The organism is Bdellovibrio svalbardensis (assembly GCF_029531655.1).
Lineage (GTDB): Bacteria > Bdellovibrionota > Bdellovibrionia > Bdellovibrionales > Bdellovibrionaceae > Bdellovibrio > Bdellovibrio svalbardensis.
In genome coordinates this window covers 165,589-181,242 of sequence record NZ_JANRMI010000003.1, presented here as the reverse complement: position 1 = coordinate 181,242, position 15,654 = coordinate 165,589, and the positions used below count along the sequence as shown (strand labels likewise).

Here is a 15,654-nt window from a genome sequence, read left to right as displayed (position 1 = left end):
GGGCTCAGAAAGCATTGCTTGCAGATGAAGAACTAAAGAGCGTCTCAATATGAAACAGAGACTGTTTTTGGCAGTGGCTGTCTAAATTTAGAAACAAACTTTGGTCCAGCAAGTTAACCGAAACAATTCCAAGGGTGTCTTATGGAAAAGGGAGGGCAAGGATGCGCTTCTTCAGAGTACAAATCGCAGTGATGTCGGCTTTATTAATTGTCCTGGTGTCGTCGGTGACAATGGCGGCAGTAGGTAACTTAAACGGCTTGATTGAGAGGGCTTCCATGGACGAGAAGTCCCTGCATCAAAAAGTTTTAGAGCAAATTCCGAACAGTGAGGTGGCTCAGTCTTACCATGGTTCTTGGGTGAAAATGCAGAAGGCAGATACCACTCGCACAAGTGATATCTCGGTCCGCTTGGTCACCACGGGAGAATAGTCCTAAATCAGCCTCTATAGGATCTGCTCCAGGTATTTGGGCAGATCCATTTTTCTTTTTGGGTGAGATGCTAAGACACTGGTGTGATCCCCAGGAAGGCGTGGAAAGTAAGTTTGCAGTTCCTTGGTCACCAAGGCAGCCGAGAGAGGCGTTTCTTTCTGCAAGGTGTGCAAACTCACTTCAAAATAGGAATACTGAGATGACGAACGTAAGGCGTCCCAGAAATAGAGTTCCGCCAAAGTTCCAGTCACCGCTTTACCGGTTGAAATATAATCCGCAATTTTTTGTGGAAGACCTTTGATAGGACCTTCCGAATAATCCCAGGCTTGATCGCCTTCTTCCGCAAAGAATAAAGTTGTCGAAAGTTTCCCAGGAAGTTTTGTGGCATAAAGATTCTTTAGAAAATCAGAACAAGTTCTCATGTCGGCCACGGCCGCTGGTAAAAAGAGTTCGATGAAATTATCGATCCGCGAACCTTTCAGATCGCAGTTCTTAGAGCTGCCACCGTGCCAAGGTGAATCGATGGCGATGACATGGATTTCGGGAAGAAGTTCTGCAGGATGTGTCTGGGCCAGCAAATTTAGCGCTTCCCGGGTGACCAAGCCTCCCATGCTATGAGCAATTACGGTGATACGGGGGGCGCGCAGCTGGCGCAATGAAACCGCGAGTTCCAGAGCGGACCTCTTGAGCGATCGATGAAGATCGTCATAGGCAAAATAGAAAAGTTGATATTGCGAAAATTTCGAAACAGCCGGAACAAGTTGTGCAAAGTTTTGTGCAGAGCCTGACATCCCGTGAACGAAGATGAGGGGTTCTGCATCAGCCAACTCCTTGGATCCCTGTGACAAATCTGTTTCGACAGGGACGAGGCGACCCTCATAGTGAGGACCTAAAAGTCGGCGTTCCGCGCTGCGACTGATCTCTTTGATGTTTTTTGCGTGAACTGGGGGAGCGAGAACAAATCCCAGAGTGGAGACTAAAGCCGTTAATGGAAAGCTGGTTGCGTTTTTCATTGGACGCAGTTTCTTAGAACAGAAACTGAGCGTCCAGTTACCGGTTTCTCATTACGGCATTTTCATTCTTTGTCGTAAATCGCCTGCTTGATTTTGCTGCGAATTCTAGCGAAATCTTCAGCACTTCCGCGTGCACGGATTTTAACACCAGACCCGTCGTATTCTTCTGCCAAAACTTTTACGCGAGCGCGAAGATCACCGATGATTCCTTGGATGGAATAAGGAACCATAACGTCTTCTTCAACCATGGATTGTTCGAAGAATTTAATCATTCGTTCGCGCAAATCATGAATATCCTGAGGATCGCGAGTGGAAAGCTGGATTGCTTCAGGGAATTCCTGGCGCAAAGCTTCGGACTCTTCCTCTGTGAGACGGTCACGCTTATTCAAAATTAGCATAGTCGGAGTATCTTTAACTCCCACTTCAGCCAAAGTCGTTTTGGTTACTTCAAGCTGTGAACGGAATGAAGGGTCCGCCGCGTCCACGACATACAGGAGCAACGAAGCATTGAGAGCTTCATCCAGGGTCGATTTAAAAGAAGCCACGAGGTCATGGGGAAGTTTTTTGATGAAGCCGACAGTATCAGAAAGCAAAATTTTTGGCTGTGTTTCGGGCTGAATAGCGCGAACCGTGGTGTCCAATGTTGCAAACAGCTTATCAGCAACCAAAACTTCGCTGCCAGTCATGGCACGCATCAACGAGGACTTACCAGCATTGGTGTAGCCAACAAGAGCGACGCAAAGCTCTTGATCACGACGTGATCGGCGAGTCAGGTGCTCTTGGCCAATGGCTTCAAGTTCATTTTTTAATTCTTTAATACGGTCGCGAATCTTACGGCGATCCAATTCAATGCTGGTTTCACCGGCCCCTTTACCACCACCACCTTGGCGATCGTCAGAAGCTCCGGTTTCGCGCATGCGAGGAGCAACGTAAGTTAAGCGTGCAATCTCAACTTGCAGACGAGCGGCACGAGTGCGCGCATGACGGCTGAAAATTTCGATGATCACACCTGTGCGATCCAAAACAGAGGCGCCGGTGGCACTTTCAACATTGCGCAATTGGGATGGTGAAAGATCACAGTCAAAAATAACGACGTCTGCGCGCTCCAGAGGGTTTTCTTCCTCGACAGAGTCCTCAGGTTCAAAGACAAACTCTTCCTCTTCCAGGAAGTCTGGCAAAGAAGACTCGGTAGAACCTTCCTCTTCTTCGTCATTGCCACCTTTTTTCCAATCCAGTCTTAAAGAGGCCTTGTGCTTCTTTTTGACGATCATGGGACCGATCACGCCGGTTCCGCCCGTCCATTTGGCAAGCTCCAAGAGTTTACCATCACCCAGGACTGTTGCACCCTTGGTCGATGAACGACGTTGGGAAGTTCGACCGATGACTTCAAACCCCAAAGTAGTCACCAGGCGTGAAAGTTCATCAAGTGAGCTTTCACGTTCTTGATCGGAGGTGCGAGGAAGTTGAATTCCCACCAGAACGGCCTTTTGGATTTTAGTTTCAGTCGAATGCATGTTCATTATCTTTTACCTGCGTTTTTACCAGAGTTGTGAGGAGCGGGTTTCGCACCACCACCTTTTGCTGCTTTTTCAAACGTCGGTGGTTTCTTGCGAGGATTCAGACGACGGCGTTTTTTAAGTCCGCCTCCGCCTTTGTGATCACGTTCGCCGCGCCCTTCAATAATCGCCTTCGCTTTGCCTTTGGATACCAGCGAAGCCTTATCCACTTCTTCAGAGTGATGTGGGTGAGTTTTAATGAGTGGAATTTGTTTGCCGATCAGTTTTTCAATATCGCGAAGGAAAGATTTTTCTTCAGCGTCACAGAAAGAGATCGCAATACCTTGGGCGCCAGCACGAGCGGTACGGCCGATACGATGCACGTAACTTTCAGTCTCATGGGGAAGTTCGAAATTGATAACATGAGTGATGTTGTCGATGTCGATACCACGTGCTGCAATGTCAGTTGCGACAAGCACGCGAATGCGTCCTTCACGAAGGTTTTCCAAGGCTCTTTGACGGGCATTTTGAGACTTATTGCCGTGAATGGCTTCCGCGGGAACACCGGTTTTTACCAAGCCTTCAACAACTCGGTTGGCCCCGTGTTTTGTGCGGGTGAATACAATCACGCGTTCGAAAGATTTATCTTTCAAAAGATCGCGAAGCAAATCACGTTTTTTACTGCGGTCTACGAACATCACAGACTGTTCAATCATCTCTGCCGTCGAAGCAACGGGTGTCACTTCCACTTTTACAGGATCCGTTAAAAGAGAGTCCGCCAGCTTTTGGATGTCTTTCGGCATCGTCGCAGAGAAGAACAAGTTCTGACGTTGCTTTGGTAGCATATTCACAACTTTGCGAATGTCTGGAAGGAAGCCCATGTCCAACATGCGATCGGCTTCATCCAAAACGAAAATCTCAAGTTTGTTCAGGCTGACGTACTTTTGATTGATCAAATCCAACAAACGACCCGGAGTTGCGATAAGAACATCCACACCCGCGGCAAGCTCTTTGGTTTGTGGACCTTGGCTGACGCCACCAAAAACGACAGAGTACTTAAGACGAAGGTGTTTTCCATAGGTCTTAAAGCTGTCGTAAATTTGAATCGTCAATTCGCGAGTTGGAGAAAGAATCAAAGCGCGAGGATGCTTTGGCTCCGGACGGCGATGATTTTTGTAAAGGTTTTGAAGAATAGGCAGTGCAAAAGCAGCAGTCTTTCCAGTCCCAGTTTGCGCACAACCCAAAAGGTCGCGGCCTTCAAGAAGGTGAGGGATGGATTGGATCTGAATCGGAGTCGGTGTGGTGTACCCGGATTCTGCTACAGCTTTTTGTAATGGCTCGATAAGGGGAAGATCGGAAAATTTTTGTGAATGCATAAGTCCGTGGAACCTACAGCCGCCCGGTCCGGAGGGCAAGTTTTTATGCCGCAAATGTCTAAAAATACAGGGTAAATTGCCTCAACGAATCGCAGATGAGCTTTAACTGAAACGTAGAGGACCTCTAGCTGACTCTTAAACTCCTTGGAGGGCCTTCCAGGCGTCCTGAACCGAGTGAGTCAGCTGGAAGAACTGAGCGAACTCGGGCTTCAAAAGGCCGGTAGTTTTGGCATGATTGATAAAATTATTTAAATGCTCGTAATAGTTATCCACCTCAAGAACGGCGACCGGCTTTTGGTGGTATCCAATTTGTGACCAAGTCAGGACTTCGAAAAGCTCCTCCATAGTCCCAAAACCGCCAGGCAAGGCAATAAATGCGTCGGCAAGAGCGGCCATGGTGGCTTTTCTTTCGTGCATGTCGTTTACAATGCGTAAATCTTGCAGACCACGATGAGCTTGCTCTTTATCGACAAGTTTCTGAGGGATGATTCCGATGACCTTGCCGCCTTTTTCAAGAACAGCATCAGCGAGAACGCCCATGAGACCCACTTTGCCGCCGCCATAAACAAGTTCGATGTTCTCTTTTGCCAGTAAATGGCCCAGCTCTTTTGCCGCTTTGGCAAAATTGGGATTGTTACCTAGACTGGCGCCGCAATAAACACAAACTCTTTTGATACTCATCGAATTCTCCTGGATGGACCCCGATTTCGAGGCTGTCAGAATAATTAATTTAATTCCGTCATGAATTAAAGGCCAGGGCTTTCTATGCATTCCTGCATTTCACGGCCTTGGGTTTGGTCTCTGGCTGTCTGAGGTCTTAAGATAGTGAGTGAAGGACGAAAGGAGACTCTCATGGCTCATTCTATGGGTAAACACGTTCAAGCGAAAAAAAAATTAACCAAGGTTGAATTCAAGTTGTTTAGTGGAAGTTTTCCAAAAGAGATGTCTAAAATTTCTCGAAGAAGTTTGAATTCCGCAAAAATTAAAACGGAAAAACTTTTACAAAAATATCGCCTGTCACGGGGGAAATCGAGCGAGACCAAAAATAAGATATTAGAGTTTCGCATGAAAAGTTTAGCGAAGGCTCATGAGCGCTACGCCAAAAGGCTGGATCGCATTGATCATCTGAATGCCAAGCCTGTGGTGAAACAAAAGAAATCGATGACAGCGCAGCCGAAGATGAAATTGGAATTGAAGGACTCACCTCGCAATAGCTTTCTGAACGGTGAAAAGAAGAAAATGTATTCCAAACAGCTTAAAGAAAAACGGAAAAAAGAAATTCAAGGAGCTGTGAATTCCAAACGCGTTGCCGGCTACATCTCTGCAAGAACCCGCAAAGGACAAGTGGCTCGGGATCGCGTTACATCTTCGAAAGGTGAATAGGATGCGGGGTATCCTTAGTGAAGTGTAACTACGGTGCCTGATAAATTTTGATAGAAACTGTCGCACATTAAAGGAGTTTTCCTGTGACGTGCAGACAGTTTCTTTTTTTAGCAATCTTATTGCCAGCCTTGGCTCATGCCGACAAACGTGACATCACATTTTCCACCCGATGCGACACTCGCAATGACCTGGCAACGGTTTCCATTGTGGGGGATGTCTTGGTTCACAAAGCTCTTTATGAGTCGGTTGTGAGTGGCAGCAAAAAGTTTTCGCAAATTTGGAAGAAAACGAATCCTTTGATTCAAAAAGCAGATTTCTCTGTCGCCAATCTGGAAGGGCCAGCGGCGTTGGGCATTGATCATAAAGGGCGCGATCACGGTGATATAGGCTTTGTCTATGACGGCACGGTTTACTCAGGAACTAATTTTGTATTTAACTACCATCCGCAAATTCTGCGCGACTTGGTCGACTCCGGTTACGATCTTTTGACGATGGCGAACAATCATGCTTTGGATCGTGGCTTCTTGGGAATTGATAGAACCATCGCGACGGCGCGAACCCTGGCTTTGCCGACAGTGGGTGTACGTATGTCCACGGAGCGCAATGCTGAATTCTTCAGTATTGCCAAAATCAAAGAGCTGAACGTGGCTTTCATCGGCTGCACGGAAATGATCAACGGAAATGATGATAGCAAGGATCAAGTACTGGCTTGTTATAAAGGGCAGCGTTTGGTGGCTATTATTAAAGAACTCGCTGCCCGCCCGGATGTGGACGCGGTGATTGTGCTTCCTCATTGGGGGCAAGAATATCAGCCATTGCCTGATGAGAGCCAGAAGCTGTATGCGCGACGCTTTATCGAAGCCGGCGCTTTGGCTGTAGTCGGTTCGCATCCTCATGTTTTGGAGCCTTGGGAGAAATATACGGCCAAAGATGGACATGAAGGCCTGATCGTTTATTCATTGGGGAATTTTGTAGCCGGTCAGCCAAGCATTCCGAAGCAGACGGGGGCAGTAGCTTATTTGGGACTCTCCAGACAGGGAAATCAAAAAGCGCAGATCTTCGGTGTCGCTTATACTCCGACCTACCGGGAAGGGGCCGAAATCTTTCCAATCGGCAGCACCTCCGCAAAAGAGGTTCTCACTTATGCCGCGCAAAACTTCGGAACCATCAATCGCCTGGAGCCAGCTGCACCCTTGATGGAAAAAATCTGCCGTTAGCAAAAAAGCTTTACAGAAACTTCACCAGCAGGTTAGGACATCCTCACGATGTCCTCAATCAATCCTTATTTTACCTTCAATTACTCGCAGCCTGAAGAATACCGCTTTTCTCATGATTCGGTCTTCTTGGCGCGCCAGGTGTTTGAGTTGATGACGCCCGAAGAGATACAAAACATCAAAGGCTTGGATCTGTGCTCAGGCTGCGGAATCATCGGCCTCGATTTTATTTTTCACTGCCAAAAAGAGTGGGGCAAGACTCCTCGGAGTTTTGATTTCTTGGAAGTGCAGGATGTCTATCGCAGTCATTTTGTGGAAAATGTCACAAGACTTGGCCAAGTTGCTTCAAGTCTGCAATTTGTAAATCAAAACTACACCGCTCTTCAGAATTCTGAGAATGCCGGGAAGTATGACCTTATTCTTTGCAACCCGCCTTACTTCTTTGCCGACAAAGGAACCCTGTCTCCGTCTGAGTTTAAAAATCGCTGCCGATTCTTTATAGACTCGGGTTTTGCCGAGTTGTTGTTGGGGATCTCGGCAAGTCTTGCTGAAAATGGAAAAGCATATCTGCTTCTACGCGATCTTTCTGAACACGGTTGGCATTCTTTGGAAGAAGCAAAATCTATTCTAAAAGGGACCCTGCACATTGAACTTTTGGGGGATATTCGCGGAACCCATTTCGTGTGCCTAAGCTCGGCAAAAAAATTTTAACAACGTCATCGGCCAATTGGTTTTCATTTATATGAGGTCTTGGTCTTACACATGACTTTATTAAATCAATCCGATACTTGGTGGATTCTTCAAAGGGAGTTTTTTGATGAAATCACGAGTGTTCGTTCTCGCTTTTTTAGTTCAGATTTTCACTCTTTTGCCTATGGAATCCCAAGCTTGTCCGCTAGGAGCTAAAGAGAGCACGTTGACGGTGCAACGTGTGATGCTTAACTTTGGCAAATATATTGGCCAAGCAGATCATATTGCTTTGCTGGGGGCGAAATATCCCAATGAAACAGTGACCGATGCGCAAATTGCAGATGCTGTTAACAAGATTGGCTTGGCCATCTCTTGTGCAGAGGCTGTCATCGCCAACCCAACGGGTGATCTTCTTCCAAGCAAAGCGACCTTTTTGGAAGGCGATGCTCTTAAAGAATACATTGAAGACTATGTCTACTTTATGACCGATTTCCGCGATGCGATGATCCACTACAAGGCTAGCTTCGCAGCTTTGGGCGTGACCAAAGCTGCCGACAGAGATTGGAATTCTTTGTACGAGGAAAGCGAAAAGCTGAATGATTTGATCAATCATGCTCATCGAAAGATGTCTGACGCTGGAAGTTTGCATTCTGTTGTCGCGCCAAGAATGCTTTCTATGATGGCGGCGACTCCGGGTGGCAGCCTGAAACAAAACATGAAGGCAGCAGAGAAGAATTTGAAAGCGATTGCACTGACAATCAATGATTCTTCCAAGAACGAGGAAAATGCGGCTTTAGCCTACGATGCGGCTGCTTATTTTCATATGACTTATTCTCAAGTGCCAGAGTCCATCTCGGACCTTCCGGCCAGTCGTCAGCAAGAGGCCTTGCAAGGTTATCAAGCACAGATTCGCAAATCGGTGGAGATGTGTGTAAGCTTGCAACAAGCACTGCTCGCCAACGACATTGACACGGCGACCGACATTTTGAAAGCTCTCAGTGATCTCAAAAAAGAAGGTCACGACGAGTTTAATCACTAGCGAGTATATGTTTGGGAAATAAAAAAGCCGACGTGGAAGTCGGCTTTTTTATTTTACTGAATGAGCTTCTCGAACTTATTGATTTTTTCTTTCACCACATCAATCGATTTTTGCCAGAACTCAGGTCGGCGGATGTCCTCGCCCAGGTGTTTCTGGATCAAATCCTCTGCCGTCATACGACCGGTATCGCGCAGAATTTCGACATAAGTTTTCATGAAGTTCGAGCCCAGTTCTTTTCTGCGAGCATAGATGCTCAAGCTGAACAAATACCCAAAGGTGTAAGGGAAGTTGTAGAAGCTTAATCCGGAAATATGGAAATGCAGTTTGTGGGCCCAGAATAAATCATCATTCTTAGACAAAGTAGTGCCGTACCATTTGCTCCAAGTCTCATCCATCAGCTTGCGCAGTTCAGAAGCGTCGACGATGCGTTCTTTGCGCATTTCATAGAATTTCTTTTCGAATTCAAAGCGGGTTGGAATATTCAGAAGCAAAGCCATGGCTCCCTCAACGTCATTCCACGCGAATTCCACTTTTTCTTCAAAGCTTGAAGCTTTTTGAATGAGAGCATCGTGCAGCACGGTTTCGGCAAAGATGCTGGCAGTTTCGGCCAAGGTCATTGGATAGTTCATTTGCGCACGAGGCATGTCTCTCATCACCCAAGAGTGGAAGGCATGCCCCAGTTCGTGGGCCAATGTTGAAACGTCGCTGTTGGACCCCATGTAAGTCATATAAACCCGGGGCTCAAGGCTTTTTGAGAAGCCGGTGCAGTAAGCGCCCGTCGTTTTATTAGGAAGAACACGACCCTCGATCCATTGATTCTTGACCATCATTTTTACGAAGTCAGCCATGTCAGGGGATACCTGTGCGAAAGAGTCGCTGATCAGCTGTGCTCCATCAGCAAAACTCATTTCAGTCGTAGAAGCAGAAACAGGGCTTGGGGCCAAAAGGTCCCATGGATCCAGTTGTTTCTTCTTTAAAACTTTCGCCATCAAAGCCGGGGCTTTTTGAATATCTGCGATATTGTTTTCACAAGCGGTCATCAAGGCCTGCAAAGTTTCCTGGCTGATACGATTGTCCCAAAGAGGCTGATCCAAAAAGCTCATTTCTTTTTTGTGGGAACGTTTGCTGTTCACTTCATGGCGCCATCCAGCCAGGGCATTCAAAACTCCAGCAGCGGTTTCTTGGTGTTCCGTCCAGGCTTCTTGAATTCCCAACCAAGCAACTTTGCGATCCAATTCATTGCTAGTGCGGGTGAGTGAATGGGCCTTGGCCAATCCGACCTCTTCGGTGCGGTCTGGATACTTCAGCTGAACCTTCATTTTGCCACTAAGATTTGAATACAAATTTCCCCAGGCGTTGTGGCCCGTCACAGAGAGACCTTCAAGAAGAGTTTCCTCTGCTTCAGAAAGAAGATAGATCGCCTGCAAACGTTTTTGCGACCAAATGAATTCATGGCCTTTGAGGTCCGGGTGACTCACCAGTTGCTGGAAGGTCTTCTCATCACAACGTTTCATGAAGATATCAAGAGGAGTCAGCGCCTGGGAAATTTTTGAGTGAATAGACTCGAGTTCTGAAACTCGTCCTTTGGCTTCACTGTCAGTCGCATCAACTGAAAGGATGCAATGCAAGTATGTGAAAAGATTGCCCAGCAGGATCGAACACTTTTCTTCGAGAATATAAAGGTCTTGGACTTTGCTAATTGTCGCAGCATCTGGATTTGCAAAATGGTCTTTTACAGCAGCCACGCCGGATTCCATTTGTTTCAGAAATGTGACAACAGCTTCCCAGTCACTTTGAAAAGGTTTCGAGTTGATAGACGGATATTCGGATTCAATGTTCCAAGCAGGTGTATTCATGCGCGACAGCCTAGCATGCTCAAAACCAAATCAGCAAGAGGGTTATCGGTCAGTTCGTGGATCTGCCCCGGGAACTGGCGGTTCCGTCGGTGGAAGCTTTTTGGTTGCCTGGGGATCTGTCATCGGTGCAATAGGCGGCTCCATGTTGTGAGGCTTGGGAGTTTTGCGAGGTGGAGGCATGATCTCTCGTTTTTCTTTAGGCTTGGGCGAGGGAGCTTGCTTCGGTGTACTCATGGTGCTTTTGGTTGTGTCGCGAATCTCTTCAGGCGTCGACATCGCATGCGCGACCTGAGCTGATGCGAACATTAGAACAGAATTTAATGCGACAAGTTTAATTTTTCTATCTGATTTTTTCATGAAATGTTTCCCCCAAAAGAATGCACAAAAAAGCAGAAACCTGTCCCCACAAGGAGGAACCAGGTTCCTGTTGTGCTAGGTCCTCAGTGTCTTCTTCGCGCGATCATGCCCGCTAGGAATCCCACTGCAGCCGCTCCTAACACGGTTCTTAATGGTCTTTCTTTTACAAAGTCTTCAGAACTAGAAATCGCACCCTGTGCTCTTCTTTGCACGTTGGCCCAAGTGTCTTTGAGGTCAAACTTACTTGAAGAGGCTTCACCTCGAGGGAGGTTCATTGCTGAGCTGCTCGAAGTGGGACGATAGCTAGCGCCGGAAGAACTTGTACTGCTTTTGTTGGTACCTGTGAATTCAGCCATATTAAGCTCCTTCCACGTTGTTGAGGACATTGTCTACCCTTTGCAATCGATGCAGAAGGAATCTTGTGAGTTTGTGTTGCGGATCAAGAAGTTCAGGAGTCCAAATAAAAATACACTCAGATCGCCGTAATTATTTGGCCTAAGGTGATTGGCTTTCTGTTACATTAAAGCCAAGCTTACAGAGGTATTCATGAAGAAGCTTGCCGACACTAAATTATCCGTTTTGGATCTTGCACCCGTCATTGAGGGTAAATCCATTGCGGAGACTTTTCGAAACACTTTGGATTTAGCTCGACATGTAGAGCGCTTGGGCTATCACCGCTTTTGGATGGCCGAGCATCATAATCTGGAAGGCATTGCCAGTGCGGCGACTTCTGTGCTCTTGGGCTATGTCGCTGGTGGCACCTCAAAAATTCGTGTGGGGTCAGGTGGCATCATGCTTCCAAATCATGCGCCATTGGTGATTGCAGAACAGTTCGGGACTCTTGAGACCCTTTATCCCGGAAGAATTGACTTGGGATTGGGCCGTGCACCTGGGACAGATGGTCTTACGATGCGCGCTCTTCGTCGTGAGATGACGGGGCGGGAGGCTGATTTTTCCGAATTGGTGCAAGAGCTTCAGCACTATTTTGCTCCCGTCGCTGAAGGGCAAAAAGTTCGCGCGATTCCTGGGGCCGGATTGCAGATTCCGATTTGGTTGTTGGGATCCAGTCTCTACAGCGCCCAACTTGCGGCACTGATGGGACTTCCCTATGCCTTCGCGGGACACTTTGCTCCCGAGTTGATGATGCGCGCGATTGATCTTTACCGTGTTGGATTTCAACCTTCAGAGTTTTTGCGTGAGCCGAAGGTGATGATCGGCGTGCAGGTTTTGGCGGCCTCAAGTGATGCTCAGGCGGAACTTCTGGCGACTTCTTTGTATCAGAGATTTTTGGGTATTATTCGCAACCAGCGAGTCAATCTCCGTCCACCGGTTGCCAATATGGACGAGATTTGGAATCCCATGGAGAAAGAGCTGGTCCTTTCCAAGCTCAGAACTTCAGTCATTGGGGGACCGGAGAAAATTCGTTCGGGGCTACAGAAGTTGATCGACGAAACTCAAGCCGATGAGTTGATGATAGTCTCAGATGCCTATGAACATGCGAATCGCTTGCTCTCTTTCGAGATCATTGCTCGCGCGGCTGAACTGTCTAAAGTTTAGATAGGCAGCAGGGATTTTAGGATCTTTTTACAAGACCTCTGTGGAGCCATCTTTGATAAAACAGAGTCTGATCGTCAGAGTGGATTTATTAAGCATTTTCCCTTACAAGGAACCTTCACTAGAGGCTGAGGGATGCTTGTGTCAAAAGTACTTTTGTTATTGGGTCTGCTATTTTCTTCAAGTCTTTATGCTGCCTACACAGATATAGATCCTTCTTCTTTTTTGAATCAAGAGGATCAGCGATTGGCTCAGGCTCAGCTTATTGAGCCGAATCAACCAAGTTCTTTATGTGGCCCTACAACTTTGGCAAACCTGCTTCAGATTCTTGCATTTGAAATGAAGGGTCGCACCATTCCGGCTCAGACTTTTGTAAATGCGATGGCAAAGTCTCAGCAAGAATCTCTTTTGAAAGATATCGATGTTCGCAAAGGCTTAACGTCATATGAGTTTGTGAATTTTGCCGACGTCTTTTTGAAGAAGTTCAATGTTCAAATTAAGTGGACAAAACAGCACGCTTCCTCAGCGGGCGGAATTGATCTTGAGACTTTGCTGAGTCCTGAGCCATCTGTTTTGATGTTGCGCTATTCTGACAGACGTTCCGTCGCGCCGATGCCTCGCGGTCCTGGCCGACGGGATCCACGCTTTTCGCCACCTATGGATCCCGGCGGTTACGCACCTGAAGAAGATTTCCTGGTTGGCTTTCACTATGTCCTGAAGGTTCACGCAGATAAAGAGCAAGGTTTGTTGTGGTTGATTGATCCCGCGGATCCATCGCATTGGACGATCGTGAAAATTAGAACGGGTTTCGAGGGGGCTTCAAATCAAGAGCTGATCTTTCTTGTTCCGCAAAATCCGGAGGACCTTAAAAAAGGGGCGCCCGTTGGACGAGTTTTCAGATGGAGTGTCTCTGAAAACCTCATTCCCACGTTTTAAGTCATCGTTATCAAAATGAACTGCCTGCTGACAAGCGCATTCATTGTGATCAGACATAGCGAATTCACTTTGAGTTGACGGTCTGAAGTCATCTTGATGAAGTTTCCTTTGAACCTTCATCAAAAGGATTTTTATGATCAAGCATGGAATTTTAGGCTTATGTGCTGTCACTTGTTTTTCATGGTCAATGGTCGCTCAAGCCGCGGAGCCGGAAAAACATCAAGAATTCAAAAGGACCGGTGAAAACACCGTCGAAGCCAAAGAGACTGTCGAAGTCGAAGCGGAAGTTGTCTCTGTTAATAAGAAAACTCGGGAGATAAAGCTCAAAAGTAGTGATGGTGAAGTCACTTCTATGATTGCCGGTGATGAAGTGAAAAACTTCGCACAAATTAAAAAAGGCGATCGTTTGAAGGTTCGCTATTTTGAGTCTTTAATGCTGGAGTTGAAAAAAGGTGGAGCAGCCCCGGTTGCTGTGACCGAAACTTCTGATATATCCCGAGCATCGATGGGGCAGAAACCGGGTGGAATGGCTTCTGCAAAAGTGACGGCCCGTGGAACCGTGATGAGCCTGGACGCCAAAACTCAATCCGTGACGGTGAAGGGACCACAAAGATCTGTCGTTCTTCATGTGGCGAAGAAGGATATCTTCGACAAAATCAAAAAAGGCGATCAGATTGAAGCGACTTACTCTGAAGCTTTGGCAATTTCTGTGGAATCTGTGAAAAAATAGTTCAAAAAATCAAAATTGACTCAAGGCTGACTGAATAAGTCGGCCTTGAGACTTGGCATTAGTAAGTTAGAACCTGCTCTCTAATTACAGCTGCTCCCTCTGAAAATCGAATGGAACTTTGACGATTCCTTCTTCTGATAATGAAGGCAGTCCTCACGTCGATAAGCATCGTTAGCAACCATCATTTCCTGAAATGATGGCAAGTACCCATGAGCTTTATAATAAGCGTCTTCCTTCGCATACAGGTTGGCCTCCAGCAATTCAGCAATAGTCTGAAACTGAATCACCGACTGCATTGTTTCAATCGGCATATAGGTGGGGAAGTCCTCTTTCATAAATCCAAGATAGCGAATGGCCTTTCCTGCATAAGATTGCGCGGTGACACTGGCTGATCCATAGAAGGTATAGTTCTTTTCAATCATCCAGGAGTAAATACTTTGTAAGATTGAATCCTGCATTCGCACCTGGCGAAGAGCTGGATAATATTTCCCTTCAGCCACAAAATCAAAGCGGGGATCGACTTCGATATCGTAGGGAGTAAACAACGTATCCTTAGTAACACCCAAAGATTTTGGATACGGGCCGCCTTTGAATTTACTCACATGACTTCGAAATTTAGGAACGATCAGTGCGCCATTGGAAGCTTTGTCATAGGCGTATCTGATGACTTCCGCACAGAAGACCTTGTCGTAGTTGCTATCATCCATCGCAAAATCATAGTCAGGATGAGTCAGGCTCCAGTCGTAGGCAATGCGGGCCGCTCGATGACTGAGTTCCATGTCAGGATGGCGAAACAAGGCAACACGGGAATCATGAGCCTGGCGCCATTTCTCTAAAGGAGTGACGATGACGCCGTATTGGATCAAGGACTCGACGACATGAAGCCCCCCTTGGCCGTCCTCGGCGACAATGGCCATGTGTGAAAAGTTTCCTTCTTCATCACCAATACGAGCAATCATGGCAGAGACAAAACTGACTCCACGAATGAGCATCACATCACCCGCTTGAAGTTTCAGTTCGCTGAATTTCGGATTGCGTAAGACAAAAGGCTCATCGCCACCAAGAATGGGGGCATCCTTAAAAGCAACAACCTTTTCGTGTACAAGCCACTCCAGCAGATACTCCTCCGTGAATCGCGCGTACTGTGTGCCCTCGCGCATTTTCAAAACACATTCATTAGAGAGTTCATTATTTTTGTCATACTCCTGCAGGAGTTCGCGCAGTTTCACCCGGATTAGAAATATTTTTTTGATCAGCTCTGTGCCATGGGCTTTGAAGTACTCAATCTCTTCGGGAGCTTTTGGAAGAAAATGATCTGCGGGCTGAAGAAAAAGATAATCCGTAGTGTTGTTGATATATGTGGGGCAGGTTTTCGGATTGAAAACCTTGGAGTTGTTCAAGTCCTTCGTGACCTGCTCGATTCCGCTAAGCAGTGGGCTGCTTACGGGCTTGTTTTTTGGTTGTGAAGCGAGGGATTCAATAACCGGATTCAGCAGAACAGTCAGAAAAAGTGGCAAAAGAAATCTCAAATGGATCAGTATCATCACGACGCCTCCTGCACCAATTGTCTCTAAGAATTCAC

General features: G+C 46.8%; 16 protein-coding genes. 8 read left to right on the top strand and 8 right to left on the bottom strand.

What is annotated here, in order from left to right:
• The first annotated feature begins 161 nt into the window (after window positions 1–161).
• Window positions 162–428, top strand: coding sequence for a hypothetical protein (locus NWE73_RS10950; protein ID WP_277578363.1), 267 nt, complete (start codon window positions 162–164; stop codon window positions 426–428).
• Window positions 429–442: 14 nt separating this feature from the next.
• Here NWE73_RS10950 and NWE73_RS10945 read toward each other — a convergent pair whose 3' ends face one another.
• From NWE73_RS10945 to NWE73_RS10930, 4 genes are all read right to left on the bottom strand, one after another.
• Window positions 443–1,441 carry an esterase/lipase family protein gene (locus NWE73_RS10945; RefSeq protein ID WP_277578362.1) on the bottom strand — a complete coding sequence of 333 codons (999 nt, stop codon included), beginning with the start codon at window positions 1,439–1,441 and terminating at the stop codon, window positions 443–445.
• A gap of 62 nt (window positions 1,442–1,503) precedes the next feature.
• Entirely contained in the window at window positions 1,504–2,955 is a 1,452-nt protein-coding gene (gene hflX / locus NWE73_RS10940; RefSeq protein WP_407652954.1) for a GTPase HflX, read from the bottom strand.
• 5 nt (window positions 2,956–2,960) lie between these two features.
• On the bottom strand, window positions 2,961–4,313 hold the full coding sequence (locus tag NWE73_RS10935) for a DEAD/DEAH box helicase (protein ID WP_277578360.1): 1,353 nt from the start codon (window positions 4,311–4,313) through the stop codon (window positions 2,961–2,963).
• Window positions 4,314–4,448: 135 nt separating this feature from the next.
• Complete coding sequence (locus NWE73_RS10930) at window positions 4,449–4,994, bottom strand: LOG family protein (RefSeq protein WP_277578359.1); 546 nt, start codon at window positions 4,992–4,994, stop codon at window positions 4,449–4,451.
• Between the two features lie 171 nt (window positions 4,995–5,165).
• On the opposite strand from NWE73_RS10930, the gene NWE73_RS10925 reads away from it, so the two are divergent.
• From NWE73_RS10925 to NWE73_RS10910, 4 genes are all read left to right on the top strand, one after another.
• Window positions 5,166–5,696, top strand: a complete 531-nt coding sequence (locus tag NWE73_RS10925; RefSeq protein WP_277578358.1) for a hypothetical protein — start codon at window positions 5,166–5,168, stop codon at window positions 5,694–5,696.
• Between the two features lie 83 nt (window positions 5,697–5,779).
• Window positions 5,780–6,913 (top strand): CapA family protein, encoded by a 1,134-nt coding sequence (locus NWE73_RS10920; protein WP_277578357.1) that lies wholly within the window; start codon window positions 5,780–5,782, stop codon window positions 6,911–6,913.
• Between the two features lie 48 nt (window positions 6,914–6,961).
• Complete coding sequence (locus tag NWE73_RS10915; RefSeq protein WP_277578356.1) at window positions 6,962–7,621, top strand: RsmD family RNA methyltransferase; 660 nt, start codon at window positions 6,962–6,964, stop codon at window positions 7,619–7,621.
• A 106-nt stretch (window positions 7,622–7,727) separates the two neighbouring features.
• Window positions 7,728–8,639 carry a cytochrome b562 gene (locus NWE73_RS10910; protein ID WP_277578355.1) on the top strand — a complete coding sequence of 304 codons (912 nt, stop codon included), beginning with the start codon at window positions 7,728–7,730 and terminating at the stop codon, window positions 8,637–8,639.
• Between the two features lie 53 nt (window positions 8,640–8,692).
• Here the strand turns inward: NWE73_RS10910 and NWE73_RS10905 are convergent, their stop codons facing one another.
• From NWE73_RS10905 to NWE73_RS10895, 3 genes are all read right to left on the bottom strand, one after another.
• Entirely contained in the window at window positions 8,693–10,495 is a 1,803-nt protein-coding gene (locus NWE73_RS10905; RefSeq protein WP_277578354.1) for a M3 family oligoendopeptidase, read from the bottom strand.
• A gap of 42 nt (window positions 10,496–10,537) precedes the next feature.
• Complete coding sequence (locus NWE73_RS10900) at window positions 10,538–10,852, bottom strand: hypothetical protein (RefSeq protein WP_277578353.1); 315 nt, start codon at window positions 10,850–10,852, stop codon at window positions 10,538–10,540.
• Window positions 10,853–10,935: 83 nt separating this feature from the next.
• A complete protein-coding gene (locus tag NWE73_RS10895; protein WP_277578352.1) occupies window positions 10,936–11,208 on the bottom strand; it encodes a hypothetical protein in 273 nt (90 codons plus the stop codon).
• Window positions 11,209–11,398: 190 nt separating this feature from the next.
• On the opposite strand from NWE73_RS10895, the gene NWE73_RS10890 reads away from it, so the two are divergent.
• From NWE73_RS10890 to NWE73_RS10880, 3 genes are all read left to right on the top strand, one after another.
• Window positions 11,399–12,409 (top strand): LLM class flavin-dependent oxidoreductase, encoded by a 1,011-nt coding sequence (locus NWE73_RS10890; protein WP_277578351.1) that lies wholly within the window; start codon window positions 11,399–11,401, stop codon window positions 12,407–12,409.
• Between the two features lie 138 nt (window positions 12,410–12,547).
• Window positions 12,548–13,342 carry a hypothetical protein gene (locus tag NWE73_RS10885; protein ID WP_277578350.1) on the top strand — a complete coding sequence of 265 codons (795 nt, stop codon included), beginning with the start codon at window positions 12,548–12,550 and terminating at the stop codon, window positions 13,340–13,342.
• Between the two features lie 133 nt (window positions 13,343–13,475).
• A complete protein-coding gene (locus NWE73_RS10880) occupies window positions 13,476–14,072 on the top strand; it encodes a hypothetical protein (protein ID WP_277578349.1) in 597 nt (198 codons plus the stop codon).
• Between the two features lie 80 nt (window positions 14,073–14,152).
• On the opposite strand, the gene NWE73_RS10875 is transcribed toward NWE73_RS10880, so the two are convergent.
• Window positions 14,153–15,616, bottom strand: coding sequence for a YiiX/YebB-like N1pC/P60 family cysteine hydrolase (locus tag NWE73_RS10875; RefSeq protein WP_277578773.1), 1,464 nt, complete (start codon window positions 15,614–15,616; stop codon window positions 14,153–14,155).
• Window positions 15,617–15,654 lie beyond the last annotated feature (38 nt).